The organism is Salinibacter ruber DSM 13855, from assembly GCF_000013045.1.
Taxonomy (GTDB): domain Bacteria; phylum Bacteroidota; class Rhodothermia; order Rhodothermales; family Salinibacteraceae; genus Salinibacter; species Salinibacter ruber.
This window is the reverse complement of sequence record NC_007677.1, coordinates 2,538,994-2,565,587: the sequence shown is the minus strand read 5'-3', so window position 1 is coordinate 2,565,587 and position 26,594 is coordinate 2,538,994. Positions and strand designations below refer to the sequence as shown.

The 26,594-nt window shown below is 66.7% G+C and carries 22 protein-coding genes; 19 read left to right on the top strand and 3 right to left on the bottom strand.

Annotated elements, in window-relative coordinates; genetic code table 11:
• The first annotated feature begins 34 nt into the window (after positions 1–34).
• The 4 genes from SRU_RS10910 to prmC all read left to right on the top strand — a co-directional run bounded on the left by SRU_RS10910 (position 35) and on the right by prmC (position 2,669).
• Positions 35–247, top strand: coding sequence for an ABC transporter permease (locus SRU_RS10910; RefSeq protein ID WP_011404798.1), 213 nt, complete (start codon positions 35–37; stop codon positions 245–247).
• Between the two features lie 183 nt (positions 248–430).
• Positions 431–1,267 (top strand): phenylalanine 4-monooxygenase, encoded by an 837-nt coding sequence (locus tag SRU_RS10905; RefSeq protein ID WP_011404797.1) that lies wholly within the window; start codon positions 431–433, stop codon positions 1,265–1,267.
• Between the two features lie 164 nt (positions 1,268–1,431).
• Entirely contained in the window at positions 1,432–1,719 is a 288-nt protein-coding gene (locus SRU_RS10900) for an acylphosphatase (RefSeq protein ID WP_011404796.1), read from the top strand.
• A 38-nt stretch (positions 1,720–1,757) separates the two neighbouring features.
• Entirely contained in the window at positions 1,758–2,669 is a 912-nt protein-coding gene (gene prmC, locus SRU_RS10895; RefSeq protein ID WP_011404795.1) for a peptide chain release factor N(5)-glutamine methyltransferase, read from the top strand.
• Here prmC and SRU_RS10890 read toward each other — a convergent pair.
• Entirely contained in the window at positions 2,662–3,585 is a 924-nt protein-coding gene (locus SRU_RS10890; RefSeq protein ID WP_011404794.1) for a histone deacetylase family protein, read from the bottom strand. The two genes, prmC and SRU_RS10890, sit on opposite strands and share 8 nt — an antisense overlap.
• Before the next feature lie 356 nt (positions 3,586–3,941).
• Positions 3,942–4,166: a hypothetical protein gene (locus SRU_RS10885; RefSeq protein WP_119842240.1), complete on the bottom strand. Its 225-nt coding sequence runs from the start codon at positions 4,164–4,166 to the stop codon at positions 3,942–3,944.
• A gap of 1,948 nt (positions 4,167–6,114) precedes the next feature.
• Between SRU_RS10885 and SRU_RS15525 the strand changes: the two genes are divergently transcribed.
• The 13 genes from SRU_RS15525 (at position 6,115) to SRU_RS10820 (ending at position 23,779) form a co-directional block, all read left to right on the top strand.
• Entirely contained in the window at positions 6,115–7,500 is a 1,386-nt protein-coding gene (locus SRU_RS15525; protein WP_231847119.1) for an ATP-binding protein, read from the top strand.
• A gap of 212 nt (positions 7,501–7,712) precedes the next feature.
• The gene (locus tag SRU_RS10875; RefSeq protein ID WP_011404792.1) at positions 7,713–9,257 is read left to right on the top strand and encodes a trypsin-like peptidase domain-containing protein; all 1,545 of its coding nucleotides are present in this window, start codon (positions 7,713–7,715) and stop codon (positions 9,255–9,257) included.
• A gap of 80 nt (positions 9,258–9,337) precedes the next feature.
• Complete coding sequence (gene aroC, locus SRU_RS10870; RefSeq protein WP_011404791.1) at positions 9,338–10,552, top strand: chorismate synthase; 1,215 nt, start codon at positions 9,338–9,340, stop codon at positions 10,550–10,552.
• A gap of 108 nt (positions 10,553–10,660) precedes the next feature.
• The gene (locus tag SRU_RS10865; RefSeq protein ID WP_013062423.1) at positions 10,661–13,486 is read left to right on the top strand and encodes a hybrid sensor histidine kinase/response regulator; all 2,826 of its coding nucleotides are present in this window, start codon (positions 10,661–10,663) and stop codon (positions 13,484–13,486) included.
• Positions 13,487–13,715: 229 nt separating this feature from the next.
• Positions 13,716–14,519, top strand: coding sequence for a T9SS type A sorting domain-containing protein (locus SRU_RS10860; protein ID WP_011404789.1), 804 nt, complete (start codon positions 13,716–13,718; stop codon positions 14,517–14,519).
• 138 nt (positions 14,520–14,657) lie between these two features.
• Complete coding sequence (locus tag SRU_RS10855; RefSeq protein ID WP_011404788.1) at positions 14,658–16,268, top strand: phytoene desaturase; 1,611 nt, start codon at positions 14,658–14,660, stop codon at positions 16,266–16,268.
• A 9-nt stretch (positions 16,269–16,277) separates the two neighbouring features.
• Complete coding sequence (locus tag SRU_RS10850) at positions 16,278–17,048, top strand: J domain-containing protein (protein WP_011404787.1); 771 nt, start codon at positions 16,278–16,280, stop codon at positions 17,046–17,048.
• Between the two features lie 110 nt (positions 17,049–17,158).
• Positions 17,159–17,551: a DUF2294 domain-containing protein gene (locus SRU_RS10845; protein ID WP_043552488.1), complete on the top strand. Its 393-nt coding sequence runs from the start codon at positions 17,159–17,161 to the stop codon at positions 17,549–17,551.
• A 300-nt stretch (positions 17,552–17,851) separates the two neighbouring features.
• A complete protein-coding gene (locus SRU_RS10840; protein WP_011404786.1) occupies positions 17,852–19,291 on the top strand; it encodes an NADH dehydrogenase in 1,440 nt (479 codons plus the stop codon).
• The gene (locus SRU_RS10835; protein WP_011404785.1) at positions 19,281–21,734 is read left to right on the top strand and encodes a DUF2309 domain-containing protein; all 2,454 of its coding nucleotides are present in this window, start codon (positions 19,281–19,283) and stop codon (positions 21,732–21,734) included. The genes SRU_RS10840 and SRU_RS10835 overlap by 11 nt, the downstream gene beginning before the upstream one ends.
• Before the next feature lie 51 nt (positions 21,735–21,785).
• A complete protein-coding gene (locus SRU_RS10830) occupies positions 21,786–22,142 on the top strand; it encodes a P-II family nitrogen regulator (RefSeq protein WP_011404784.1) in 357 nt (118 codons plus the stop codon).
• Between the two features lie 183 nt (positions 22,143–22,325).
• Complete coding sequence (locus SRU_RS10825; protein WP_231847118.1) at positions 22,326–22,883, top strand: iron transporter; 558 nt, start codon at positions 22,326–22,328, stop codon at positions 22,881–22,883.
• 86 nt (positions 22,884–22,969) lie between these two features.
• Positions 22,970–23,779 carry a VOC family protein gene (locus SRU_RS10820; protein WP_011404782.1) on the top strand — a complete coding sequence of 270 codons (810 nt, stop codon included), beginning with the start codon at positions 22,970–22,972 and terminating at the stop codon, positions 23,777–23,779.
• Positions 23,780–23,871: 92 nt separating this feature from the next.
• On the opposite strand, the gene SRU_RS10815 is transcribed toward SRU_RS10820, so the two are convergent.
• Positions 23,872–24,492, bottom strand: coding sequence for a YceI family protein (locus tag SRU_RS10815; RefSeq protein WP_011404781.1), 621 nt, complete (start codon positions 24,490–24,492; stop codon positions 23,872–23,874).
• A 492-nt stretch (positions 24,493–24,984) separates the two neighbouring features.
• On the opposite strand from SRU_RS10815, the gene SRU_RS10810 reads away from it, so the two are divergent.
• Together SRU_RS10810 and SRU_RS10805 are read left to right on the top strand one after the other, a co-directional pair.
• A complete protein-coding gene (locus SRU_RS10810) occupies positions 24,985–25,209 on the top strand; it encodes a hypothetical protein (protein ID WP_043552485.1) in 225 nt (74 codons plus the stop codon).
• Positions 25,210–25,290: 81 nt separating this feature from the next.
• Positions 25,291–26,574 (top strand): AAA family ATPase, encoded by a 1,284-nt coding sequence (locus SRU_RS10805; protein ID WP_011404780.1) that lies wholly within the window; start codon positions 25,291–25,293, stop codon positions 26,572–26,574.
• Positions 26,575–26,594: the final 20 nt, after the last annotated feature.

The following is a 26,594-nucleotide window of genomic DNA, read 5'->3' as shown; positions in this document are numbered from 1 at the left end:
CCTTCCACATCCCCCGTGCGATTGCCCAACGGCCATGTTCCGCGGACGCGCATTCCGGACCTGGACACACGTCGTCGCTGGGGCCTGTGGCATCGCCCTTCTCTTCCTCGTCGTGATGGTGATGGCCGAAGCGGTGATTGGGGAGGGGGCGCGAGTCACGCGGGCGGGCCTCACGGTAAGTGCGGCGGCGTTCCTCGGGTACATCGGGATCGCCTGGCTGATCCGCCGCGACGACGCCCGCCCGTAGGGTCGCTTGCGCGGCGGCTGCCCCTGGGAAGACGAGAATCACGAGTGGGAGATGTTTCGTTAGGTCCGCGTCGGACGTGATCCAAATCAGTTCTACTTTCTCCAGACTTGGGAGCGGTTCCGGGCTTCACGGGGCACGTCCCCAAGCCGTCATCCCCACGCATTCAACCCCTGAGGTGGTACCATGAGTAGCGACACCGTCGAGAGCACCCCGGACGAAGAGCGATCGGCCTTCGAAACGGCCCAGGAGGAGCAGGAGGACGTCGATCCGCGCACCATTCCGCAGACGTTGGAGGAGCCACCCCCGGTGGGGGACGAGATCGAGTATCCGGACTACCCGGACGAGGACCACGAGACGTGGCAGATTCTCGTGGAGCGCCAGATGGAGCAGCTTCCGGGCCGGGCCTGCGAGGCGTACATGCGAGGGCAGGACGTGCTGGGGCTGGAGGGGGATCGAATTCCGGACCTGGCCGACCTGAGCCGGCGCCTCAACGAGGAGACCGGATGGGAGGTGGCCAACGTGCCGGGTCTCATCCACGAAAAGAATTTCTTCTCGCTGCTGTCGCAGCGCAAGTTTCCCTCCACCAACTACGTCCGTGGGCGGGAGGAGCTCGACTACACCCCGGCTCCGGACTGCTTCCACGACATCTTCGGGCACATGCCGATGCTCACGCAGCCGGAGTTTGCGGACTTCTACCAGCTCTACGGCCAGGCGGCCCAGAACGCGGAGGGGGCCGACCGTCCCCGCCTGGAGCGGTTTCACTGGTTCACGGTGGAGTTTGGGCTGATTCAGGAACAGGGGGAGAAGCGCATCTTCGGGGCGGGCATCGTGTCGTCCAACGAGGAGGTGACGCACGCCCTCTCCGAAGAGGTGACGCTCCACCCCTTCGATCCCGAGCACATCGTCGAGAAAGACGACTACGAGGTCTACAACCTGCAGGAGGAGCTCTTCGTCCTCGACTCCTTCGAGCAGCTCGTGGACGGCTTCCGCGACTGGACCTCGAAGAACGGGTTGCTGTAGCCGTCTCGTCTGCGGCCGGTTGAGACGCTAGCGCTGCGCCCCGCCCTGCCGGACGACCGGCGGCGGGGCGTTTCCGTGTTGGGACCGGCCCCGACGGAAACCATTGGGGGGGCGCCGGTTGAAGGCATGAGTCACGATCTCGGATCAGCCTCTCACGAGTTTTCATGGAGACAGGGACGGAAAAGCGGGTGTCCGCACGAATTACAGGGCGCGTGCAGGGCGTTGGGTTTCGCAACTTTACACGGCGGCGGGCCCGGCGGCTGGACGTCACCGGCTGGGTGCGCAACGAATCCGACGGGTCGGTGCGGTTGGAGGCCGAGGGGCCCACAGATGCGCTCGAATCGCTCATTGAGGCCGTGCACGAGGGCCCGCGGACGGCGCGTGTAGAGACGGTCGACGTGGACTGGTCCGACGCCGCCGACGCGTTTGAGGGGTTTCGGGTGCGTCGCTGAGCCAATGGACGGCCACGAATCCATCAGGAGGGACCGCTATGGAGCATCCACCAGGGTCGGACGCGGAGACCGCCGAGGCGTCCCCGACGCGACTTGAACTGATCGACCGCGCGGCCCGGCGGCTGGGGGCGGCGGACCGATCGGCCCCGCGTCGAACGGCGGAGTGGCTGCTGGCAGAGCTGCTGGACTGCGACCGGGCGCACCTGTACGCCCACCCCGACCGGACGGTCGCCGCGGCGGCGGCAGAGCAGTTCCACAGGATGGTGGGGCGCCGCGTGCAGGGGGAGCCGCTGCAGCACATCCTCGGGTACGCCTCTTTTTACGGGCTGCGACTGCGGGTGTCCCCGGACGTGATGGTGCCGCGCCCCGAGACGGAGACGGTCGTCGACCGGGCGCTCACTTGCATCGAGGAGGTGTCGAGGCCCCGGGTGCTCGACGCCGGCACGGGAAGCGGGTGCATTGCCCTCGCCCTCAAGCATGAACGGCCCGACGCGGAGGTGCATGCCTGCGACGTCAGTACGGACGCCCTTGCGGTGGCCCGGGCCAATGCCCAAGACTTGGGCCTCGACGTTCGGTTTTTCGAGGGCGACCTGTGTGCCGAGGTGCCGGCCGCGACGCCGCGAGACGTGGATCTTTTGGTCTCCAACCCGCCCTACATTCCCGACGCGGAGGCCGAGTCGTTGCCGCCCGTCGTGCGGGAGTACGACCCCGATCGTTCGCTTTTCGCCGGCCGCGATCCGCTTCGTTTCTACCGCGCCCTCGTCCGTTGGGTGTCGGCGTGTTGTGTGCCCGGGGGCTCGTTCGTTTTGGAAGTGCACGCCGAGCACGCCGCCGAGGTGGAGCGGCTGTTCCGCGGAGAAGAGGGCGTGGGGGCGGTGCACACCGAGGAGGACCTGAGCGGGCGGCCGCGCATCGTGTGGGGGCGGACCGAGCGGGCAACGGCTAGTTGACCGTGGAGGAGCGGGGCGTCTCGAAAACGCGGGCGGCCTCCCGGTACATGATGGCGTGGAGGTCGGCGGTGGTCTCGGGGGTGTCGGCGTATCCCCCCGAGAGAAGGAGTGCCACCGGATGGTTGTGGGCCTGAATCTGCTCCAGCACGTACCGGTCGCGGGCGTGAAGGCCTTCGCGGGTCAGGGAGAGGCGCCCAAACCGGTCGTCCGTCGCGACGTCGATGCCCCCGAGGTAGAACACCAGGTCCGGCTGGACGGCGTCCAGGGTCTGAGGGAGATACGACCGCAGCGTGTCGAGATACGACTGGTCGCCGGTTGCATCGTCGAGGGGCACGTCGAGGGAAGACGGGGGCTTTTCGAACGGGTAGTTCTTCGCCCCGTGCATCGAGAAGGTAAAGACCGAGGCGTCGTCCGCAAAGACGGCCGCGTTGGCGTTGCCCTGGTGCACGTCCAGGTCCACGATGAGGACGCGCTGGGCCCAGCATGCGGCCTGCAGCACGCGAATGGCGACGGCCACGTCGTTGAGTACGCAGAAGCCCTCGCCGTGACCGGGAAAGGCGTGGTGGGTGCCGCCCGCCAGGTTGGCCGCGACGCCGTCCGTGAGCGCCATGAGGGCCGCGTTAATGGTGCCCTGTACGGCCAGCCGGGACCGGTACACGAGGCGCTCCGACCACGGGAGGCCCATGCGTCGCTCGGCGTGATCGGACAGGCTGCCCTCGGCAAGGTGCGTCAGGTAGTCGGCGGTATGGACGCGTCGCAGGTCCGTCCAGTCGGCCTGTCGGGGCGCCACCACGTCCGTCGGACGAATGAGGTCCTCGTCCAGAAGCCGCTGGTGGAGGGCGGGGAACTTGGCCATCGGAAACGGATGCCCCTCCGGCAGGGGGACATAGTAGCCGTCGCAGTAACTGACGCGCATTGAGTCTAGAAGCCTACGGCCCAAGAGAAGAATGGCACACGAAACGAACGATGCGCCGTACGCAAAGGGGCGAAATCAGGGTCCGACCCTTTCTCGGAGAAAAATGAAAAGCAGGGCACATATAGAAACGCCAGGAGGGCCGTCCGGCCGTCCTGGCGTTTCATTTACAACCAGCCTCTCCTGGGAGGCTCTTTCAAAATACAGCTACCTACAAGTAAATAGCAGGGTACCTCTGAGACTAGGTCTCCCTACATAGACCAGTGCTCATAAACGGAGCAAGGGTGAAAGAGGGGGACCGGTCTGTGGCCATCGACAGCATCACCAAATATTCGCCAGGATGCATCCTGAGACTGCCCCTACTCGTCCGGTGCGGTGTTGTGCGGCTCCTTCGGATTGGTCGTCCCGCCACCACCGTCGGGATTCATCGTATTATGATTTTGTCCCTGCCGAACTTCAACAGGCTTCTCCTCGGATACCTGAGGCCCGCTTACGGTATTGGTGCACCCGCCGAGAAGGAAGACCCCGACAAAAGCAAAGAGGGCAAGATACGACGTGACGGTCGTGTAGAGGGAACGCTTCATGGTTACAGGGTATGTTGGCATGATTCTAGCTAAGAAGCTGCGTCGTTTACATTATACACCTGTTGGGTAAATTGCAAACACAATTCTGCCGGTTTCGGTTATTATGAATCACCAAGCCATAAAATTTTCCGGACTGGTTGGTCTCCTCGTAGGCCTCTTGGCTTTTCCCTGTGCCGCGGGCGCCCAGCCGACTTCTCCGTCGGGAGTCTCTTCGGCACAGGATCCCCCGTCCGTTCCGGATTCCGTACCGCGGACCGTTTCTTCTGAGCGTGGCTTCCCGTTCCCGAGCCAACTCCATTCGCCGCTCGACCGCTCGACCCAGACCTGGAGCATCGCCCAGGACAGGCGGGGCCTCCTCTACGTCGCGAGCAACCACGGCATCCTTCAGTACGACGGGGAGCAGTGGAACCGGATACTCACGGCCTCCGATACCCCTACCCGTTCGGTGGCTGCCGATAGCCTGGTCTACGTCGGTGCTCGGAGTGATTTTGGGTACCTCCGGCCCGATTCGGTTGGGACCTTGAGGTATCACTCCCTTCTAGATCGTATCCCTAAAGAGAAGCGTGGCTTCGGAGACGTTTGGAGTACTCACACCGTTGGGGGAAATGTGTATTTCCAGTCCAGAAAATACCTTTTCCGATGGGACGGAAAGAAAATCACTACATGGACGTCAGAAGGTGAATTCCACACATCGTTTGTCGCAGGTCATAATCTCTACATTCGCGATACTGACCAGGGTCTGCTCCGTCTGGAAGGAGGTAGACTTCGGAAGATTATAGGCGGAGAAAAATTTTCTGATACCCCGATTTACATGATGAGTGTCAGGCCGGATGGACGTCTTGTCATTGCGACTCAAGATCGTGGCCTCCTCGTACAAAAAGGAGAATCATTCCGGTCTCTGACACCCGATCTAGTTCCCTTTCTCAGCCAGAATAACCTTTACCACGGGACCTCTCTTTCGGGAGGTCGCTACGCGCTGGCGACGATTCGGGCGGGGGTGGTCGTGGTCAACTCAAACGGGGAGGTGGTTCGTGTCTTGGACGACTCGTCTGGGCTCCCTGTCGATGTTGTAAATCACGTGTTCTCGGGCCGCGAAGGGCAGCTGTGGATGGCCCTCAACAATGGTCAGGTGTTCCAGGCTGGCTTGAGTATCCCGCTCACGGTCCACGACGAGCGAACGTCCCTCAGAGGGACTATCCGAGAGATCCACAAGCACCGGGGCACTACCTACGTGGCTACCGAAACGGGCCTCCATGTCCTCACGCCAACCACAGACCAGTCGCCCGGAGAGCAAAGTGCTCAGTTTGAATCGTGGGGAGGCAACCTTCCAGTTGTCCTGGATATGAAGACTGCTGAGGGGGACCTCCTTGTGGCCACTCAGCAGAACGGCCTGTACCATCTGGAGGGCCGTACGAAGCGACAAATTGGGGGGTGGGAGCGCACCTGGAGCCTTACTAGAGCTTCAGACGGTGACCTGTTGTACGCGGCCACGACCGATGGGGTCAAGAGAGTTGCCCGTCGGAATGGGCAGTGGACGGCCTCACCAATCTCTGGCCTCGATGCCGAAATACGAAGCGTTGCTTCGAGGGAGGATGGTACACTCTGGGCGTCGACATTCGGCGATCGGGTCATTCGGGCCTCCCTGTCCCCCGACCGCCGAAGAATAACCGACACAACCAGCTATGGCATCGGGGACGGATTGCCGACAGGATACAAGGGCCTGCGTCTTATAGAGGGACGCCTGACGATTTATTCGCCCGAGGGGCTGTATCAGATTGCAAATCCTTCCGGGCTGCCTGGGGAATACACCTTCGGGCGTCAGAGGTCTCTTCTTCCTGAGACCAGTGGCGAGACAACTCCTATACTCAAGGCCTTCTACAACGTAGGAGACCGGCTCTGGCTCGTGCTCGGAGATCGGGTTCTCACTGGAACGGTTCAAAGCAACGCCGTGGACGACTGGAGTGAGATCTCACCGCTTCACTTTCCAAAGTCAGAAGCGATCTCTGTTTTCGTTGACGACGTCGGCACGCTCTGGCTCGGGGACCAACTGCGCCTCTTCCGCTACGCGGCCCGGGCAGGGGCCGATGTCCCGGATCCCGCGCCCCCCGGCTTTGCGCCGCTGATCCGCCGGCTCATTGCCCCGAAGGACAACCGCCTCCTGTACGGGGGCACCCCCCATCGCGAGGACCCCGGGTCCCCGCTCCCCGTCCGGTACGGCGAGGACCTCAGGGTGCGGGTCGCCTCCCCGCAGTACGGCACCACCACCCCCCCCGAATACCGCTACAGGCTCCTGGGCCGAGACGACGAGTGGAGTGACTGGTCCTCCGCTCCGACCCGACGCTTCAACGACTTCTGGGAGGGAACGTATCGGCTCCAGGTGCAGGCCCGCAACGAACGCGGGCAGCTGAGTCGCATCACGTCCTTCCCCCTTGAAATCATTCCGCCCTGGTACCGGTCGATCTGGGCCTACCTGGTGTACGGCCTCGGATTCCTGGGGCTGGCCTACGGCGCGCGGCGCTTCTACATCGTCAAGGAAGAGAAGCGCCAGGCCCGCCGTCGGGTCCAGAAGTTGGAGCGGGAGCGGGTCGTCGCGGAGCGGCTCAAGAAGGCCAACGACCGGCTGCGGGAGGCCAATCGCCTCAAGGAGGATTTCCTCGCCACCACCTCGCACGAGCTGCGCACGCCGCTCACCAACATCCTCGGCTCCCTGGAGGTCCTCCGGGGCATGATGGAGGGGGAGGAGACCGAGTTTCTGGACATGATCGAGGAGAATGGCAAGCGCCTCAAGCGGACCCTGAACGCCCTTCTCGACCTGTCGATGTTGCGCTCTGGGGAGGAGGACGTGGAGCTGACGCCGACGTCCCTGGATGAGTGCGTGGAACGTGTGGCGTCGGACCTTCGGGCGGACGCGGAAGAGAAGGGCCTCTCGTTCCGCGTGGACCTCTCGGGGGCCCCCATGTGGGCCGATCTCGACGAGCAGTACCTGGAACAGATCCTCCGGAATCTGATCGAGAACGCCATCAAGTACACCGACGAGGGCGTCGTGGCCGTGTCGACGGGCACCGCCGAGGGGCGCGTCTACGCGGAGGTGGAGGACACGGGCATCGGCATTGACGAGGCGTTCCTGCCGGACCTCTTCGAGGAGTTCAAGCAGGAGTCGCGAGGGCGGTCGCGCACCTACGAGGGAAACGGCCTCGGCCTCGCCATCTCGGCGCGCTTGGCGGACCAGATGGACGGGGCCATCCGGGTCGAGACGGAGAAGCACAAGGGCAGCCGGTTTCGGGTGGAGTTCCCGCGGTCGTCGGAGCCGGCGGAGGCCGGCGCGGAAGGGTAGGGGGCAGCGGGATCCGGGCGCAGTGGGATCCGCACCCGTCGGGACGAGGAGGGCCGTCGATGGGAGCGATGCGGAAATCGTCGCAGTCGCTTTACACGCGAAGTGGCATTGAGACGGCGTGTAGGGGGCATTCCGGCGAGTGAGGGGAAACAATTTTGCCCACGCAAGGTGGGCTTTTCATCCCGATCTTCTTCACTCTGTGTGCCTCCCCCATGGCCTCGTCTTCGGGACGCCCCGCACGACTGCTTGCCGGAATCGGGCTCGTACTGGTGGGCCTGCTGGCCGGGGTCCTCGTGATGTTGCTGGCCGAGGAGGAATCGGACACGGCCCAGGTGGCCCGCATCGTGGAGCGTGCGGGGACGGTGGAGGAGGCCGGCACCACCCGGACGGCCTCGGTCCCGCGCGACTGGCAGACGGACGGGCCGCCGCCCGCGGCCCTCAACCGGCTCTTTCGGGACGTTGCTGAGGATGTGACCGAGGGAGTGGTCTCCATCCGGGTCGCGTCCAGCGCGGAGGGGGACGGGGAGAATCCCCTCGGGCAGCCGGCACAGAATCTCGGAAGCGGGGTGGTGATCAGTCCGGAGGGCTACATCGTGACGAACAGCCACGTGGTGGAGGGGGCAGAGCGCATCCAGGTGCGACTGACCGACAAGCGCCAGTTCAAGGCCCGAGTGGTGGGCACGGACGCGTCCACCGACCTTGCGGTGATCAAGGTGGACGGGGAGGACTTTTCGGTGGTGCCGTTCGGCAACTCGGACCAGGTGCAGGTGGGCGACTGGGTGGTGGCGGTCGGCAACCCCCTCCAACTCACCTCGACCGTCACGGCCGGAATTGTAAGCGCGCTGGGCCGCCAGTTGCGGATCATCGAGGACCAGTTCCGGATCGAGAATTTCATTCAGACCGACGCGGCCATCAACCCGGGCAATTCGGGCGGGGCCCTCGTCAACCTGAAGGGGGAGCTCGTGGGCATCAACACCGCCATCGCCAGCCGGAGCCGGCGGACGGAAGGCTACGGCTTCGCGATTCCCTCGGCCCTCGTGGAGCGGGTGGTTACCGACCTCATCGCGTACGGCGAGGTGCGACGCGGGTACCTGGGCGTCAGCATTCTGCCGGTGGACGCGGATCGGGCCGAAGAGATCGGCCTGCGCGACATCCGCGGGGTGTACCTGGAGGAGGTGCAGTCGGGAAGTGCGGCGGACCGGGCCGGCCTAGAAGGGGGCGACGTGGTGATCTCCATCATGGGGGAGCCGGTGAACGCGCCCAACGACCTTCAGAGCCTGATCGCCCGCCAGCGCCCCGGTGACACGGTCGCGGTGGAGGTGTGGCGGGACGGCACAGCACGCACGTTCGGTGTGGAGCTGATGGGCGAGGACACGCCGGTGTATCAGGAGTGGCTGAGCGACCTTCAGTCGGGGGGTGCCCCCAATTCGGATCCGCCGGAATACCAGCCGCCCGACGACGGAGGGGCGGACGCGGCCGTAACCGAGGTGGACGGATGGGACGTCGGACTGCGTCCACTGACGGACACGGAGGCCTCTGTCTTCGACGCGGATGCTGGGGCGTACGTCGCGTACGTGGAAAGCGGTGGACGGGCGGCGGCCGCCGGCCTGCCCCGCAACGTCGTGATGACCCGCCTCGACGACACCCGCATTGAGTCCCCTGCCGATGTCGTCCAGCATCTGTCGGCGGCCAGCGGGCCGGTGCTCGTGGAGGTGCAGCGCCGCGACGGCACGCCGGCCTTCTACGAGATTGAATAGCACTTTTGAAGCGCCCTCCCTCAGACGGGCGTGTTTTCGTTCTGTCCCCTATTCTCATTCCGATGTTTAACGACCACAGTATGCTCCGATACCTGACCGCCGGCGAGTCGCACGGCGAGGCCATCATCGGCGTTCTCGAGGGCGCCCCGGCCCAACTGCCGCTTACGCCCGACGACATCAACGAGCACCTGGCCCGGCGCTGGCTCGGCTACGGGCGCGGGGGGCGGTCGAAAATTGAAAACGACACGGTGCACATCTACTCGGGCGTGCGCTTCGGCAAGACGCTCGGGAGTCCCATCTCCTTCCGCATCGACAACGGGGCCTACGAGAAGGACAAGGCCGGCTGGCCCGAGAAGATGGCCATCGAGGGCGAGCCGCCGGAGGACATGGAGAAGGTGACGATGCCGCGGCCCGGCCACGCTGACCTGGCGGGCAAGCAGAAGTACGAGCACGACGACATGCGGCCCGTCATCGACCGGTCGAGCGCCCGCGAGACGGCCATGCGGGTGGCCTGCTGCTCGGTGGCGCGGCGCCTGCTGAACGAGTTCGGCATCGAGGTGGGCAGCCACGTGGTGCGCATCGGAGACGTGGGGTTCGACGAGCCCGAGGAGTGGGCCGATCGCCGCAACGCGCTCATCGAAGAGGGCGGCGGGGCGAGTGCCCTCTACGAGACGGCCGACGAGAGCGCCACGCGCATGATCGACGACGGCATGACGGAGCGCTGCGTGGAGCACATCGATCAGACGAAGAAGGATCGCGACTCGCTCGGGGGGGTCTACGAGGTGGTCGTGACCGGCGTGCCGCCCGGCCTCGGGTCGTACGTCCACTGGGACCGGCGCCTCGACGGCCAGCTCGTGCAGGCGATCTGCTCGATTCAGGCCCAGAAGGCCGCCGAGGTCGGCGACGGCTTCTTCAACGCCCACCGTCCCGGCTCGCAGGTGCACGATCCCATCGAGCCCCGCGAGGACGGCGCGCAGGCCTACCCGCGCCGCACCAATCACGCGGGCGGCACGGAAGGGGGCACAACCACCGGCATGCCGCTCGTCGTGCGGGGCTACATGAAACCGATCCCCACCCTCATCAAGCCGCTCGACTCGGTCGACACGGCGACGGGCGAGCCCGAGCCGACCCGCTACGAGCGGAGCGACATCACGAGCGTGCCGGCCGCGTCCACCGTGGCCGAGGCCACCGTCGCCTACACCGTGGCCAACGCGTTCCTGCGGAAGTACGGGGGCGACTCCGTGCCCGCGATCCGGCGCCACGTCGAGGCCGACCGCGCCGCCCCGAACGAGTAGAACCGGGCCGTGGACGGCCCGCCTGCGGCGATGCGGCCGAACACCGAATCACGTGAGTGAGTAGAGAACCGCCCACCAAGACGCAGACATTGCGAGATACGGTCGCCCATGCCCCCTGATTCCCCGTCCGACGTGGAGCAGTGCTCCACAGGTCCCCTTGTTGAGCGGCCCGGTGCGCTGAAGGAATTCGTGGAGGCGACGCCGGCCCCGGTCGCCATGCTCGACGACGACTGGCGCATCGTCACGCACAGCCGGGCGTGGCTGGAGGTCTTCCAGAACGAGGGCGACGAAACCCGCAACCCCATCGCCCTCGACCGCATCGAGTCCACCGGCCAGGCGCTGTCCGCCCGCGAGGCCCTTCCCGCCCCGACGGACCAGCGGACGTTCTTCGAGGTGTTTGCCGACCCGGACGACGAGTGGCGGACCGCGTTTCTGCGCAGCCTTGAGGAGAAGGGCAGCCGGCGCGGCTACGGGCAGCGGCTCTCCCAGCCGGACGGGCCCACGTATCAGGTGGACTGGGAGGTGCGGCCGTGGCAGACCAAAAACGGGTCAGAGCGGGGCGTGCTCCTCTCCGTCATCGACCGCACCGAGGAGCGGCACGCCAAGGGCCTGCGGCGCCAGGTGGACCACCGCTTCGACAAGCTCGTCGGCACGATCAGTGAGGGGGTGCTCCTCATGGACGATACCGGGGTGTTCCGGGACGGGAACGAGGCCGCCCAGAACATCCTGGGCCGCTCCCTCGACGAGATCATCGGCAGTCGGTTCGACGACGACATCTGGAACGGCCTGCGGGAGGACGGCAGCCCGCTCCCCAACGTCGAGTTTCCGTTCTGGCGCGCCTACGTCGAGCGGGAGCCGGTCCAGGAGGAGGTGATGGGCGTGTACCCCCCCGATGCGCCGCCGCGATGGATTCGGGTCAACGCCCAGCCGCTGTTCCGGAGCGGTCAGGAGGCCCCGTACGCCGTTCTCGTTTCGTTCGACGACATCACCGACGAGCGGCTGAAGGAGGAGGCCCTCCAAACCTCGCGCGACCTTCTGTCGAGCGTCCTCAGCAGCTCGCTCGACGGGATCATCGTCTTCTCGGCCATCCGGAGCGCGGGCGACACCATCGCCGACTTCGAGTGCGTACTGGTCAACCCGCAGGCGGAGAAGCTCTTCGAGAGCACGGCCGAGGACATTGTCGGCATGCGATTGCGGGAGGACATGCCCCGGCAGGAGGAAAAGGGCCTGTTCGAGGCGTACCGCGAGGTCGTCGAGACCGGCGAGCCGGCCGAGATGGAAGTCCACTACGACACCGACGGGCAGGACGTCTGGTTTCAGGTGATGGCCGTCAAGGTGGAAAACGGCGTGGCCGTCACCTACCGCGACATCACCGACCGGAAGGAGGCCGAACGGCAAATCCGCGAACAGGCCCAGCTCCTCGACAAGGCCCGCGACGCGATTCTGGCCCACGACCTGGACGGACGGATCGTCTACTGGAACAAGAGCGCCGAGCGCCTCACCGGCTGGTCGAAGGAGGAGGTCCTGGGCGCGCAGGCGCACGACTGCCTCTACGCCCCCAACGAGGAGGGCACGCTCCAGCAGTGCCACGAGACGATGATGGCGGAGGGCGAGTGGACGGGCGAGCTTCACATGCGCACGAAGGACGACGAGGAGCGCATCGTCGAGAGCCGGTGGTCCCTCGTGCGCGACAGCACGGGGGAGCCGAAGCACGTGCTCGTCATCAATACCGACATCACCGAGCGGAAGCGCCTGGAGTCGCAGTTCCTCCGGTCCCAGCGCATGGAAAGCCTCGGGCGGCTCGTGGGCGGAATCGCGCACGACCTGGGCAACCTGCTGGTGCCCATCACCCTCGGCGTGAAGGTGCTCAAGCGCCGCGTGGACGACACCGACGATAAGGTGGACCAGACGCTCTCAATGATTCAGAAGAGTGCCGAGCGCGGCTCCGACATGGTGGAGCAGGTGCTGGCCTTTGCCCGCGGGGTGGAGGGCGAGCGGGTGGCCCTCCAGCCGGAATTGATCGTCGAGGAGGTGGAGGAAATGACGACGGAGACCTTCCCGGAGGACGTGGAGGTGCACATCCGGACCGACGCGGACCTGCGCCCGGTCGTGGGGGACGCGACGCAGATCCAGCAGGTGCTCATGAACCTGTGCGTCAACGCGCGGGACGCGATGCCCGACGGCGGCACGCTCACCGTCGAGGCCCGCAACGTCGACTTCACCGAACGAGAGGCCCGCCGCAACATCGAGGCGGAGCCGGGCGGCTACGTCTGCATTGAGGTGCGCGACACCGGCACCGGCATGCCCGACGACGTGGCCGACAAGATCTTCGAACCCTTCTTTACGACGAAGGAGGAGGGGGAGGGCACCGGGCTGGGCCTGTCCACCGCCTACAGCATCATCCAGAGCCACGACGGGTTCATGGACGTGGAGAGCGAAGAGGGGGTGGGCACGACCTTCTGGATCTATCTGCCCGCCGCCGACGAGGAGGCGACCGTGGAGGCCCAGTCCCCGACCAACGGGGAGGCGGAGCACGAGCGCCCGTCGTTCGACGGGGAGGGAACGCAGGTGCTGGTGGTGGACGACGAGGAGTTCGTGCTGGAGTCGGCCCAGCAGACGCTGGAGGCGGCCGGGTACGAGGTCCGGACCGCCCTCGACGCGGCGGCGGCCCTGCGGGTGATGGAGAAGGAGGCGATTGACCTCGTCATCACGGACCTCCGCATGCCGGAGATGAGCGGGCTGGACCTGATCCGGCGCCTCCAGGAGCGACATCCGGACCTGCCCATCGTGGCCGCGAGCGGGGTGGCCGACGGGCGGACCGAAGAAGCCCTCGACGCCGGGGCACAGACCTTTCTCGCCAAGCCTTTCACCGCGGAGAAGCTCGAAGCCGCCCTGCAGGAGGCCCTCCACACCACCGAGGAAGCCGCGGCGTGACACGAATAATGCGTGCCGACTCGACGAGGAGGAGCCGACCGGATTTTACCATCTCCGACCCACCAAGGCGGGGGGACTGCCAACGCACAAGCCCCAAGGATCCGCAGGCCGACTCCTCAAGCGTCCGTTTAACGGGCGCACTGCGCCTACCAACACCGACCGCCCCCCAACCCCTCCGCGTATTTTCGCCGAGGGGGATGTCTCCAGACCCCCCGATCAGGGCATTTAGATGACCCCGAGCCCCCCGTCTGCTAGTCTGCCCTCGGCGCGTCGGCGTGCCTCAAACACGGGCATCGTTCTCATTGTCCTCGCGGTGGGCCTGCTTCTGCCCGCGTGCGGGCGGGGCCGGGCGCAACCCGTCTCCTGCGTCACGGCGATCGACAATGCGACCGTTCTCATTCCCGATACCGTGTCCGTTGAGGGGGACGCCTCGCCCTTCTTTAGTCCCGACTCCCTCGCCGCTCTCTCGCCGGACGATACGTGCGTCGGGGCCGAGTCGTGGCGACAGGCCCAGCAGACGGCGATGGCGGTGGCGGGACGGGGGCCCTTCGAGGGGGAGGGGTTGAGCGACGAGAGTTCGTTTCGCTTCCGGCTGTACGGCGCTCGTGGGGAGCAGCACCGGGACGGAACCGCAACGTTCGTGGCGTGCACGCGGGTCGGAAAGGCGCTCCGGGCCTTTTGCCGCGACGACGGGCGCTACGAGGACGACGCGATCTATGTCCTGCGCACGCTGCGCCTCGGCCCCCCGTCGCCGAACGAGGCGCCTCGCGTGCAGGCCCTTCGCCTCGCGGCGCCATCCCCCAATCCGGTGCGGGACGCGGTGCGCATCCGCTTCGCGACGCCCGAGCGCCAAACAGTCAAATTGAAGCTGTACGACATGTTGGGGCGGGTCGTCTGGACCTTCGGGGGCGGAAGGGTCAAAGGCCGCCACGAAGTCCAGGCCGATCTGTCGGGGCTGGCCAGCGGGGCCTATTTCCTGCGGCTGCGGTCGGAGGGCGACACCCGGACGCGTCGCATTACCGTCGTGCGGTAGTCGCGGCCCCGCCCCCGTTGTGCCGGCGTCGCCATGGCGACGCACACGTAACCAAACCGTGGTGATGGCCGGCGAACTCCCGCTGCCATGGCGCCGTTCTGTCCATCCGTACTTTCATCACCCCGCCAATCCAGACGCATGAGTTGGCTCACCCGCCTCGCCCACCGCGACGACGCCACCCTCAACACGCGCACCGAACCGGCACCGGCCGGGCCCGACGCGCCCCACGCCGTCGTCGTTGGGGCCGGAATGGGCGGGCTCGCGTCCGCCGTCCGATTGCGGGCGCGTGGCTTTCGGGTGACGCTTCTCGACCGCCTCGACCAGCCCGGCGGCCGGGCGCGCGTCTTCGAGCAGGACGGCTTTACGTTCGACGCCGGGCCCACCGTCATCACCGCGCCGTTTCTGTTCGAGGAGCTCTGGTCCCTCTGCGGGCGCGACCTTGAGGACGACGTGGAGCTCGTGCCCGTCGACCCCTTCTACCGCATCCGCTTCGACGACGGGACCGCCTTCAACTACACGGGCGACACCGACGAAATGGTGGAGGAAATCCGCCGCTTCGCGCCGGAGGACGTGGACGGGTACCGGCGCTTCCTGGAAAAGAGCGAAGAGATCTTCGAGGTCGGCTTCGAGGAGCTCGGCCACGTGCCGTTCGACAACGTGACGGACATGCTCCGCATCGTGCCGGCGATGATGAAGCTGGAGAGCCACCGCACGGTGCACAGCCTCGTCTCCAAGTACATCTCCCACCCCAAGATCCGGAAGGTGCTGTCCTTCCACCCGCTGTTGGTGGGGGGGAACCCGTTCAGCACGACCTCCATCTACACGCTCATCGCACATCTGGAGCGCAAGTGGGGCGTGTGGTACGCCATGGGCGGCACCGGCTCGCTCGTGCAGGGCCTGTCGGACCTCCTTGCGGACCTCGACGTCACGCAGCGCTACGGTGCGGAGGTCGATCAGATTCTCGTGGAGGACGAGACGGCCAGCGGGGTGCGCCTCTCCTCGGGCGAGGGAATCCCCGCCGACCTCGTGGTCTCCAACGCCGACGTGGGCTGGACCTACCGGCACCTCGTGGCGCCCGAGCACCGCGACACGTGGACGGACCGCAAGGTGGAGGACATGGACTACTCGATGAGCCTGTTCGTCTGGTACTTCGGGACGGACCGCACCTACGAGGACGTGGAGCACCACTCCATCCTGCTGGGGCCGCGGTACAAAGGGCTGCTCGACGACATTTTCGACCACAAGGAGCTGGCCGACGACTTCAGTCTCTACCTGCATCGCCCCACGAAGACGGACCCGTCGATGGCGCCCGACGGCCACGACGCGTTCTACGTCCTTTCGCCGGTGCCGCACCTGGAAAGCGGGGTGGACTGGCGCCAGCAGGCCGAGCCGTACCGGCAGGCCGTGGAGGAGTACCTCGCCGACACGGTGCTGCCGGACCTCGGGGAGCACCTCGTCACGAGTCGCATGCTCACGCCCCGCGAATTTAAGACGGACTACAAGTCGCTCAAGGGGGCGGCGTTTAGCGTGGAGCCGAAGCTCACCCAGAGTGCCTGGTTCCGGCCCCACAACCAGAGCGAGGACGTGGACCACCTCTACTTCGCCGGCGCCGGCACCCATCCGGGGGCCGGCCTGCCGGGCGTGCTCTCGTCGGCCCGCGTGCTGGACACGATCGTGCCGGCCCCGGACGCGTTCGACGTGTCCGTTCCGCAGAACGGCGCCGGAGCACACCCGGAGCCGGTCGCGTAACGTGGTCCCATGCCCCGCTCCGACGACGCATCGCCGCCCGACCACTACGCGCGGCTTGGGGTGCGGCCCTCGGCCTCGGCCGACGAGATTCGTGCGGCGTACCGGAAAAAGGCGCAGGAGACGCATCCGGACCAGAACCCGGACGACCCGAAGGCCGCCGAGCGGTTCCGCACGATCAAGGAGGCGTATCAGGTGCTGGGCGACCCGGAGCGTCGCAAGTCCTACGACCGCGCCCGGAAATCGCCACAGGTGCCGGAGGTGCTCCGGATCACGCAGCAGGCCCCGGCGGGCTGTGGGGGGTACCTCTGGCGGGTCTTCGCCGGCCTCGCCGCGGTCGGGGTGTTCTTCGTGCTCGAGGCCCTGGGCGTGTGGGCCGCTGACGTGTGGACCCTCTCGTTGGCCGTGGGCGGCGGGGCGCTCGTGGCGGGCCTCGTCACGGCCCTCGTGGCCCGCCACTTCCCGGACGAGGCCACGGACATCTCCTTTCGCCTCGACGCCCAGCGCTTCCGGATGCGGGCCGACGGCCGGACTGTCCTCCGCGTGGGGTGGGGCCGCGTGGACCGGGTGGAGGTCCGGAACGGGGGGCAGATGGTGATGTGGGTGGATCCGGCCGCCGCCCAGGGGCTGCACCCGGTGCCGCCCGTGCTCACGGCCGTCGACGACCGCCGCGACAGCGCGCTGCTTCGATTCGACCTATCGGAAACCGACGTGCCGCAGCCTGTTCTCATCTCGTTTTTGCGGGCCACCGAGCCGATTCCGGCGTCCCCGCCGGACGAATAGACCGCCCCGAGGGCATCCGGAACGCGCCCAGGCTGGACAAACTCACGGGCAGCCCGTATCCTTTCGGTAGAATGCCGTTGTGCTCCGTTTCATCGCTGGCGCCCGGTCCGATGGCGCACTCGTCCGTTCCGTCCGACAAAACGAAAGGCCAGATCGAGGCCGCGGTCACCGAGGCCATTACGCAGTTCGAGCGGGATTATCTGGGCCGAGGGCCGAAGCAGGCGAAGTCCTTTGTCGTCGAGAACCTGGTCGTCGTCAAGCTGCAGGGCATTCTGAGTCCCGCGGAGCGCCAGTTGAGCCACGAGAACGGAGGGGTCGAGCTCATCAAGAAGATGCGCACCCGCCTGATTGAGAGCTCCAGCGAGGACCTGTCCGGCCTCGTGACGGACGAGACCGGAATCGACGTCGTGAGCATGCACACCGACATCAGCGCCCGGACCGGCGAGCGCGTTTTTGTGTTCAGCCTCGACGCGGACCTGGAGGCGGCCCTGCAAAACCGATAAGAACCCCCCGTAAAGTTTCGGTGAGAGTGGGGGGGCCTCCTTGCTCCGTTCACAGACGGGTCCTATGTTTGCGTTCGGCTGACGAGACGGAACGCCCGCGGGGCGGGCCGGCTCCTCAGCCCCGTGACTCTGCTCCGGCATGCAAGCCGCGCACACGCTCGTCCCGGGCGGGTGCAACGACTGTAGGCCGACATTCAGCGCCCTGATGGCGCTGCGTGTCGGTCTTTTTTCTTTGTGGGGCGCCCCGGGCGCACGGAGCAGTCCCCGAACGACATTGTGTGCATTGACCGTCGACCCTGGATGTCCCGATCTACCCCCTCGCGCCTGCCGCTCGTGTACACGCGCCTCACGTGGGGCCTCTTTGCCCTGAGCCTGGGCCTGCTCGTCTGGGCCCCGGATCCGGAATGGGCCGGCGATGGGCTCCTGCGGGCCGATGGGCTCACGCGTGCGATGGCGCTCGTGACGACGTTCGTGAGCGGCATCGTGCACAGCTTCTCGCGCCGCTACATGGCGGGGGCGAAGCGCCTGAACGCGTTCTACGGCCGCCTCTTCGGGCTGACGCTGATCGTGCTGGTGCTGACGGCGGCCAACCATCTCGTTCTGTTTGCGGGGGCGTGGGCGGCGATGGGCTGGGTGCTGGCCGACCTGATCGGGCACGTCCGGGGCTGGCCGCAGGCCCGGGCGGCCGCCCGGTACGCCCGACAGCATTTCCTGGGGGGCAGTGCCCTGTTGGCGGGCGCGCTTGGGCTGCTGGGGGGCAGCGCGGGGGCGTGGACCATCAGCGGCGTGCTGGCGGCCGCGGAGGCCCTCCCGACGCTCGTCGTGGCGGGGGCCGCCGGCCTGCTGCTCCTCGCCGCGATGGTGCAGTCGGCCCTGGTGCCGTTCCACCGGTGGCTGCTCTCCTCGATGACGGCCCCGACCCCGGTCTCCGGGTTCATGCACGCGGGCCTCGTAAACGCGGGCGGCGTGCTCCTCGCGCGGTTTGCGCCCGTCGTGTTCGAGGCCCCCGCCGTGATGTGGGCCATCGTCCTCGCCGGGGGCGTCAGTGCGCTGCTGGGGCAGGCCTGGATGCTCGTGCAGACCGACGTGAAGCGGCAACTGGGGGCCTCCACGGTGGCCCAGATGGGGTTTATGGTGCTGCAGTGCGGGCTGGGCTTCGTGCCCGCCGCCATCGCCCACCTGATCCTGCACGGGTTCTACAAGGCCTACCTCTTCCTTGCGGCCGGGTCGGCGGTGGAGCACACGACGCCGGGGCGGCCCGAGGCCTCGGGAACGGGGGCGCTCGGGGGACTCGTCACGGCGGCCGCGGCGGTTGGCGGGGGCGCCCTGTTCGCCGTCCTTACGGGCAAGTCGCTGACCGCTCTCAACAGCGGGACCGTCCTCACGCTCTTCGTGGTGCTGTCGGTCCTGCACGCCACCCGCACGCTCGTGCGGCGCACGTCGCTCTCCCCAGCCGTGCGCACCGCGCTCGTCCCGGCCGTCCTGCTGCCCACCCTCGTGCTGTATGCCGGCGTCTACAAGGGCGTGGGGGCGCTCTTCGCGGACATGCCCTCCGCCGTGGCCCCGACGGCGCTCACGCCGCTGCACGGCGCGCTTCTGGCCGTCTTTGTCGGGGCCTATATCGCCGTGGACCGCGGGTGGCACCGGGCCAGCACGCGCCTCTACGTGACGCTCCGCAACACCGCCCAGCCCCTGTCGACCACGCTTCTCAACAACCGCGACCAGTACAATGCCCATTGACCGATCGGTCGTGCGGGCCCGCATCGAGAACGCCGCCGAATACGTGGGTCCGCTCTGGCCCCTACGGACCTTCAACGCGGCCAATCCGCTCCTGGGCTTCGAGGACCAGCCCTTCGACCGGGCGGTCCAGAAGGCCGGCCAGCTCTTCGGGGGGCGTGGGTATCCGGGCCCGACGGTGTTCCGGCAGGCGTGGGAGAACGGCGAGATCGACGCCGACGTGCTGACCCGCCACCTCGCCGAGCACGGCATCACGGAGCGCCCCGAGGTCCTGCTGGACCGGATGGACGCCGACGCTGCGGGCCGCGACGCGGCGCCCGCCGACCAGCCCCTCGACCGCGTGCTGACGAAGTGGCTCGCGGCCTTCCTGGATCAGGGGCAGGCCGCCTGGCCCATGCCGAACCGGGAGGACGGCTTCTACGCGGCCTGGCGGACGGTGGCCCCGTATGACGGCGACATCCCCGGCGTCGGCCGCCCGTCGGACCTGCCCGGCACTGTGGTCGAGGCGTTCGAGGCGGTCCTGGAAAGCTACCCGGAGGCACGCTGGGAGCCGATCTTCGTGCACCACCTGACGGCGCTGCCGGGGTGGACGGGCTTCATCAAGTGGCGGTCGCGCCGCGCCGACACGGCGTGGCAGGCGGCCCACCCCATCTCCCTGACCGAGTACCTGGCGGTGCGCCTCACCCTCGCCGATCGGATGGGGGCGGCCATCGCGCCGGATCGGACCGACGAGCTGCCGGCGAACGGCACCGACCAGCCCGTCCTGCCCCGCATCTGGCTGCGGGCCTGGGAGGAGAGCTACCGCACGCGCCTGCTGGACGACCTGCGGCAGACGCAGCAGACGACCCCGTCGGGGTCGGACGCGGGCCGCCCGGACGCCCAGCTGGTGTTCTGCATCGACACGCGGTCGGAGGTTATTCGGCGCCACATCGAGCAGCAGGGCCCCTACGAGACGCACGGCTACGCGGGGTTCTTTGGGGTGCCCATGCAGCATCAGCCCTACGGCACGGAGGAGCGGGTGAAGTCCTGCCCGCCGATCGTGGACCCGAAGCACCGAATTATGGAGCGGCCCGCCGAGCCGCATCGAGCCCAGGCCGAACGCTACGACTGGTGGGCCCGGCTGCAGAAGGCGGGGGCCGCGCTCCTGAAGACGCTCAAGAAGAACGTCGCGGCGGTGTTCGGCTTCGTGGAGGGGAGTGGCGGCTTCTTCGGGGCGGCCATGGCGGCGCGGACGCTCGCCCCGTCCGGGCTGTCTCGCCTCGATGAGGCCCTGGACGATTGGCTGCCGGGCCCGGCGTCCTTCTGCGAGCCGACCGTGGACCGGGCGCCCCCCGCCGACGCGGACGCGGAGGACGGCCTGCCTGTGGGCCTCGCCGACGAGGCAAAGGTGCTCTACGCCGAGGCCGCCTTCCGCCTGATGGGCTGGACGGACACTTTCGCGCCGGTCGTCGTATTCACCGGGCACGGCAGCCAAACCCCCAACAACCCGTACAAGGCCAGTCTCGATTGCGGGGCGTGCGCGGGCAATCCGGGCGGGCCCAACGCCCGCGTGCTCGCCGCGATCTGCAACGAGGACGCCGTGCAGGAGGCCCTGCGGGAGCGCGGGATCGCGATTCCGGACGACACCGTTTTTCTCGCCGGACAGCACAACACGACGACCGACGAGATTGCCCTTTTCGTGGACGAGGACGATCCCCCCGTCGCCCCCGACGCGCTCGATCGCCTGCGGCGCGACCTGCACGCGGCCCAGGCCGACGCGGCCACCGAGCGGGTCCGCACCCTGAACACGTCCGTCGACGAGGGCCGCCCGGCGGCGGCCGTGCGGGAGACGGAGCGCCGGGCGGCCGACTGGGCGGAGACCCGGCCGGAGTGGGGCCTGGCCGGCAACGCCGCCTTCATCGTAGGCCCCCGCGCGCTGACGCGCGGGCTCGACCTCGACGGGCGGTGCTTCCTACACTCCTACGACTGGGCGACGGACGACGACGGCACGGCGTTGGAAAACATCATGACCGGCCCGCTGGTGGTGGGAGAGTGGATCAATACGCAGTACTACTTCTCCACGGTCGACAACGCCGCCTACGGCAGCGGGTCGAAGGTAACCCAGAACGTAGTGGGCAAGCTGGGGGTGGTGCAGGGCAACGGGGGCGACCTCATGAGCGGCCTGCCCCTGCAGTCGTTGAAGGCCGACGACGAGCACGTCCACCACCGGCCGCTCCGCCTCATGGCCCTCATCCAGGCGCCCACGGACCGGGTGGAGGCCATCCTCGACCGCCACGCCGCCGTGGCCCACCTCTTCGATCACGAGTGGATGCACCTCACGGTGATGGACCCGGAGCAGGACGACGCGTTTGTGCGCTACAAGCCCGGCGGGGGCTGGCACGCACGGCCCGCCCCCGACGCGTCAACGGCAACGAAGGCGCCGGCGTCCGCCGGGGTGCCGTCCTGAGCCCAGGAGACGCACATCGCACCCAGAGTCGAATTGAGACCGCACAGTCCCATGAGCGACGACACGAACCACGCGGACACGCAGCATACGCTGCACCCCCTCAAAAAAATCGAAATCATCGTGCGGGGGGAGAAAGAGCCCTTCGTGAAAGACCTCCTCGACGAGTCGACGGTGAGCGGGTACACGATCCACCACAACGTGACCGGCCGCGGCGAGCACGGCTTCCACGAAGGCCGCCTGCTCTTCAACGACCGGGACGGGCTGGTCATGTTCTTTGCCGTCGGCCAGGAGGAGGCGATTCAAACCATCGTGGACGGCCTCACGCCCCTCTTCGAGAAGAGCTCGGGCGTGATGTTTGTCTCCGACACCCAGGTCGTCCGGCTCGACAAATTCCAGCAGGAGGACTGAGCGCGTCCGGTCCGGATGTCGGAGGGACCACTTTTGACCGATCTTCGCCCGCCGGCCCTTGATACAGGGCGGACTGTGAGGTACCCTGCCTCTACTATTTAGAACCGTTCTAAATTGGAGGCCGCCTCCACCGACGGTTCGCCGACTGCATCGAGCCCACGCCACCAACCCATTTGTTCTGCCATGACGTCCCTTCGTGTCCTGCTGTCGCTCGTTGTCGCGGGCCTGCTGCTGCAGGCCTCCCCCGCCCAGGCCCAGGAACAGGTCTTTGGCGAAGAGGTGCTCGGTCCCGGGGTGAAGATGACCTTCCTGGTCGCGCCGGCCGGGGACGTGGAGCCGGCGGCCCAGAACCTCTCGGAGTCGCGCTCGGACCTGCACCTGGAGGTGCTGTCGGGCTGGACCGAGGCGGCGAGCGACGAGGTGGGGGCGCCCGCGGGCGGCTTCGTGCCGTACCTCCGCCTCTTCGCGACCGTCACGAACGAGGAGACGGGCCAGGTGAAGAAGGCGACGCTGGTGCCCCACGTGAACCAGACGGACAACTTCCACTACGCCCGCAACATCGCCCTTCCCGGCGCGCCCGACGACCCCTACAGGGTGGCCTTCGAGGTACACCCCCCGCAGACGCTCGAGCTGGCCACCCATAGCGACTGGCGCACGGCCTACGGCACCCAGCTCTTTGCCCCCGCAACGGTAACGTACAACAATCTCCAACTCGAAGAGATTGTGCGGGCAACGCGCTAGGCCGGCGGGCGTTTGGGAGGTCGGCGCTCGAAAATGCGGGCGCCGCGCCTCCGTGCCCATCCCCAGCCCCACGCCGTCGATACGCGATGCCGACCCCGCCCCGCCTCGCCCTCGAAACGAGCCTCTACGCCGACGACCTGGCGGCCGCCGAGCAGTTTTACGGCGACGTGCTGGGGCTGGACGTGATGCTTCGCACGGAGGGCAACCACATCACCTTTCGGTGCGGCCCGGGCGTGGTCCACGTCTTTGATCCGGCCGCCAGCCGGGACCGGACGTCGCTGCCGGCCCACGGCGCGGAGGGGCCGGTGCACGTCGCGTTCGGGGTGCCGACCGACCAGCTGGCCGCGTGGCGCCGCCACTTCAACCGGCACGACGTGGCAGTGGAGGACACGACGCAGTGGGGCGACGGGCAGCGGTCCCTCTACGTCCGCGACCCGGCCGGCAACAGCGTGGAGCTGGTGAGCAGCACGCTCTGGAGCACCACCGCCCGGGCCGAGCGGCTGCGGCGGGTGCGGCCCGTGCTGGACCTCGACACCGCCGAGTCGCGGCCCGTCGAGCAGTTCCAGAACGAGACGCTGCGCCCCATCCTGAAGCTGTTGAACCCGACGATCCTACGCCTCGTGGCCGAGCGGCTGGCGCGCTACGGGGTTGGCTTCGCGGCGATGGACCGGGTCGACCAGCGCGATCGCCTCCGCAATCTCATGAAGGAGGACGGCCGCCTCAAGCGGACGCTCCTGGGGATGGTGGTAGGGCATCTTACCCAGGACGAGCTGGACGCCTACCTTGCCCACAAGGATGAGGTGCGCCGCCGCACCGTGCCGATGCTTCTGGCCCGCGCACAGGATCAGATCGACGACATTGTGGAGCGGGTGCGCACGCAGGCCGAGGGCGCGTAGTGGCGTTGGGTAAGAGCCGGGCCCAGCCCGAATCGCTGATGCGGGCCTGGTTCAGGGGTGGGCCTGCGGCGCATCGCGCTCGCCGATCCGTATTACCGTGAGGCGAGCGTGTCCGGCGCGATGGGCCCGGCGAGTTGGGCGTCGATGCGAATCGTGTCGCCGACGGTAAAGCCCATGAAGCCGGGGCGCTCGACGTCGAACCGGGTCAGGGACACGTCAAACTCGGCCCGCGCCCGCACCGTGTCCCCGGCCACCTCCACCGATACCGTATCGCGCAGCGGGTGGGTGCGGCCGTGGAAGGTCAGCTCCCCCGAGACGGCCCATCCCCCCCGATAGCCCGAGGCGCCGCGGCCCCACGTCAAGGGCGAGAAGTCCGTCCCCCGAAAGGTGACGAACGGGTACGCGTCCGCCTCGGTTACGTCGCGCATGCCGCTGTCCCGCGTGCTGTTGCCGCTGTCGAAGCTGGCCACCGGAATGCGGATGACGGCGCGGCTGCTGTCGGGCCGACGGGGCCGCAGGACGAATTTCCCCTGGACGCTCCGGCTCGTGCCCCGCCAGCTGTGGAGGGGGGCCGTGCCGGTGTAGTGGACGAGGCTCGCGGTCGAGTCAATTGTCGCGGCGACCTGTTGGGCCTGGGCCGGGGCGCCGGCCAGCCCGACGAGACCAGCGATCAGCAACGGGAGGAGAGCAGCGGCACGGAGAGCAACGCGCATGAGAGGGACAAAGACTTGTATCAGATCGGAAGTCTATCCACGGCAGGGGGGCGACAGACGATCCAGGAAAGTGGGGAGGGATCACCGGCTTGTTACCTCCAGGCTAGGGCACACGCCCTGTCTCCGAGCCCCGTGCTGGCCGGACTGCGTGCGGGGAACTCGATGCAGTATTGATTCAGAGCCCATCCAGTTGCCAGAATCGGCTCGGGCCGTTGGACGGATCGGCTCCAGATCACGTCTGAAGCGACAGGATGAGGGCCTCGTCCGGCAGAAGCCGTCTCCTGCCCTGCAGCACAGCGTTGCTCCAAAGCGTCGTCCGTCGCGGGAATGGCGGCTTCGGGGGCACACCGGTGCAACACGCGAGACGAAGCGACGGTGGGGGGACGACTCCGTCTCCTGAATGGAGCGCATTGATCCTCGGGGCCTGTGAGCATAGGTTATGGCCGCCGCTTTCGTCGATGTCCCCTGTGTTCTGTGCAACGCACTTCCTCTATGCTCGTCGACGCCCTCATCGAGCGCTGGCAGTTCTCCGGCGCCTCCGAGCAGGGCAACGCCGCTCACGGTCGAGCCGGTCGCCCAGCACGTCCACCGCGCCCTGAGCGAAGTGAAGACGTGCTTTCGGAGTGTGCCCGCCGGGCCGACGTGCGCGAACCGCTGGAGACGCTCGCGGCGCTGGGGCACGTGGAGGCGACCGACGACAGGGCGCACGCAACATAGGAGAGAGGGTCTTCAACAAGGCGAGACGAATACCGTAGGTGGATCACACACTGCCCCCCACTGCATTGGGACTGAAGGCCTATGTTTAGCGAATTTCGGTACGAGGACTTCAAGAGCTACCGAGAAGCCAGATTCCCCCTCGCTCCACTCACGCTTCTTATTGGAACAAATGCTTCCGGTAAGAGCAACGCGCTGGAAGGCATCCGATTTCTCTCGTGGCTTTCCAAAGGACAGCGGCTTGATGATGCGCTTCGTGCTGTGCAAGAAGATGACATTACTATTCGAGGATCCCTCGAAACTCTGGGGTACCACGGTGCTGAGTCATTTTCGCTGGGATGCTCCCTGACAAGTACCAAGCCCTGGGAGCACTTTGAGGTGACACTCAAGATTGAAGACGATGATCTATACATCGTGGAAGAGAGCATCTATGGGGATCATTCAAAGGTACCGCTCTACCAAATTGTCCACTCTCCAGATGAGTACGGGTACGAGGTGAAAGTTGCCTACAATAATTTTGCGCGGGGGGGACGGAAGCCCCAGATTGCATGTTCTAACCAAAGGGCGATACTCACGCAGCTCGATACGCCTTCTCGATTCGGGAAGGAGGAGGCGCAGAAAAAGATTCCCGATATTACGGACCGGTTTCGGAGTGCGCTTGGCGAAATTCTTTTTCTTGATCCCGATCCTCGTCGCATGCGAGAGTATAGTTTTGCGAATGAGACGGAGCTGAGGGGAGATGGGCGCAATCTATCAGGTGTCCTTTACAATTTGTGTCAACACCAGGATCGCAAAGACGAAATTCTCGACTTCATTGAAGCCCTTCCCGAGCAAGACTTTCAGAACATCAGCTTCATTGAGACGCCTCGAAATGAGGTGATGGTGGAGCTTACCGAATCGTTTGGAGGGCGAAAAAAAGCGTGGGATGCTCCCATACTCTCCGACGGTACACTTCGTGTGTTAGCCGTTGGGGTAGCGGTGCTTTCTGCGCCACAGGGGTCTCTTATAGCCATCGAAGAGATCGATAACGGCGTCCATCCGAGTCGGGCAGGGATGCTCCTCGAAAGCATCCAGCGTATCGCTCAAGAGCGGAATCTTCGCGTTGTGCTTACGAGTCACAACCCTGCTCTTCTCGACTCGCTTCCTGACAATTCGGTGCCGCACGTCGTTTGCTGCTACAGGGATCCGGATGAAGGGGACAGTCGCCTCATCCGACTTGAAGACCTGCGCAAGTATCCGGACCTCGTGGCGCGAGGGCCCCTTGGCCGCCTCATGACACGGGGCATCATCGAACAGTACCTGCATGAACAATCGGATCCGGAAGAACAGCGAAAGAAGGATAAGGCCTGGCTCGAATCGGTGAAGTAGTTGCTACGTGGGCTGTGCTC

What these genes read in the sequence shown, in the direction of transcription:
- SRU_RS10910 (WP_011404798.1), top strand. Translation starts at nt 35, where the DNA reads ATGTTCCGCGGACGCGCATTCCGGACCTGGACACACGTCGTCGCTGGG.
- SRU_RS10905 (WP_011404797.1), top strand. Translation starts at nt 431, where the DNA reads ATGAGTAGCGACACCGTCGAGAGCACCCCGGACGAAGAGCGATCGGCC.
- SRU_RS10900 (WP_011404796.1), top strand. Translation starts at nt 1,432, where the DNA reads ATGGAGACAGGGACGGAAAAGCGGGTGTCCGCACGAATTACAGGGCGC.
- prmC (WP_011404795.1), top strand. Translation starts at nt 1,758, where the DNA reads ATGGAGCATCCACCAGGGTCGGACGCGGAGACCGCCGAGGCGTCCCCG.
- SRU_RS10890 (WP_011404794.1), bottom strand. Translation starts at nt 3,585, where the DNA reads ATGCGCGTCAGTTACTGCGACGGCTACTATGTCCCCCTGCCGGAGGGG.
- SRU_RS10885 (WP_119842240.1), bottom strand. Translation starts at nt 4,166, where the DNA reads ATGAAGCGTTCCCTCTACACGACCGTCACGTCGTATCTTGCCCTCTTT.
- SRU_RS10875 (WP_011404792.1), top strand. Translation starts at nt 7,713, where the DNA reads ATGGCCTCGTCTTCGGGACGCCCCGCACGACTGCTTGCCGGAATCGGG.
- aroC (WP_011404791.1), top strand. Translation starts at nt 9,338, where the DNA reads ATGCTCCGATACCTGACCGCCGGCGAGTCGCACGGCGAGGCCATCATC.
- SRU_RS10865 (WP_013062423.1), top strand. Translation starts at nt 10,661, where the DNA reads ATGCCCCCTGATTCCCCGTCCGACGTGGAGCAGTGCTCCACAGGTCCC.
- SRU_RS10860 (WP_011404789.1), top strand. Translation starts at nt 13,716, where the DNA reads ATGACCCCGAGCCCCCCGTCTGCTAGTCTGCCCTCGGCGCGTCGGCGT.
- SRU_RS10855 (WP_011404788.1), top strand. Translation starts at nt 14,658, where the DNA reads ATGAGTTGGCTCACCCGCCTCGCCCACCGCGACGACGCCACCCTCAAC.
- SRU_RS10850 (WP_011404787.1), top strand. Translation starts at nt 16,278, where the DNA reads ATGCCCCGCTCCGACGACGCATCGCCGCCCGACCACTACGCGCGGCTT.
- SRU_RS10845 (WP_043552488.1), top strand. Translation starts at nt 17,159, where the DNA reads ATGGCGCACTCGTCCGTTCCGTCCGACAAAACGAAAGGCCAGATCGAG.
- SRU_RS10840 (WP_011404786.1), top strand. Translation starts at nt 17,852, where the DNA reads ATGTCCCGATCTACCCCCTCGCGCCTGCCGCTCGTGTACACGCGCCTC.
- SRU_RS10835 (WP_011404785.1), top strand. Translation starts at nt 19,281, where the DNA reads ATGCCCATTGACCGATCGGTCGTGCGGGCCCGCATCGAGAACGCCGCC.
- SRU_RS10830 (WP_011404784.1), top strand. Translation starts at nt 21,786, where the DNA reads ATGAGCGACGACACGAACCACGCGGACACGCAGCATACGCTGCACCCC.
- SRU_RS10825 (WP_231847118.1), top strand. Translation starts at nt 22,326, where the DNA reads ATGACGTCCCTTCGTGTCCTGCTGTCGCTCGTTGTCGCGGGCCTGCTG.
- SRU_RS10820 (WP_011404782.1), top strand. Translation starts at nt 22,970, where the DNA reads ATGCCGACCCCGCCCCGCCTCGCCCTCGAAACGAGCCTCTACGCCGAC.
- SRU_RS10815 (WP_011404781.1), bottom strand. Translation starts at nt 24,492, where the DNA reads ATGCGCGTTGCTCTCCGTGCCGCTGCTCTCCTCCCGTTGCTGATCGCT.
- SRU_RS10810 (WP_043552485.1), top strand. Translation starts at nt 24,985, where the DNA reads ATGCTCGTCGACGCCCTCATCGAGCGCTGGCAGTTCTCCGGCGCCTCC.
- SRU_RS10805 (WP_011404780.1), top strand. Translation starts at nt 25,291, where the DNA reads ATGTTTAGCGAATTTCGGTACGAGGACTTCAAGAGCTACCGAGAAGCC.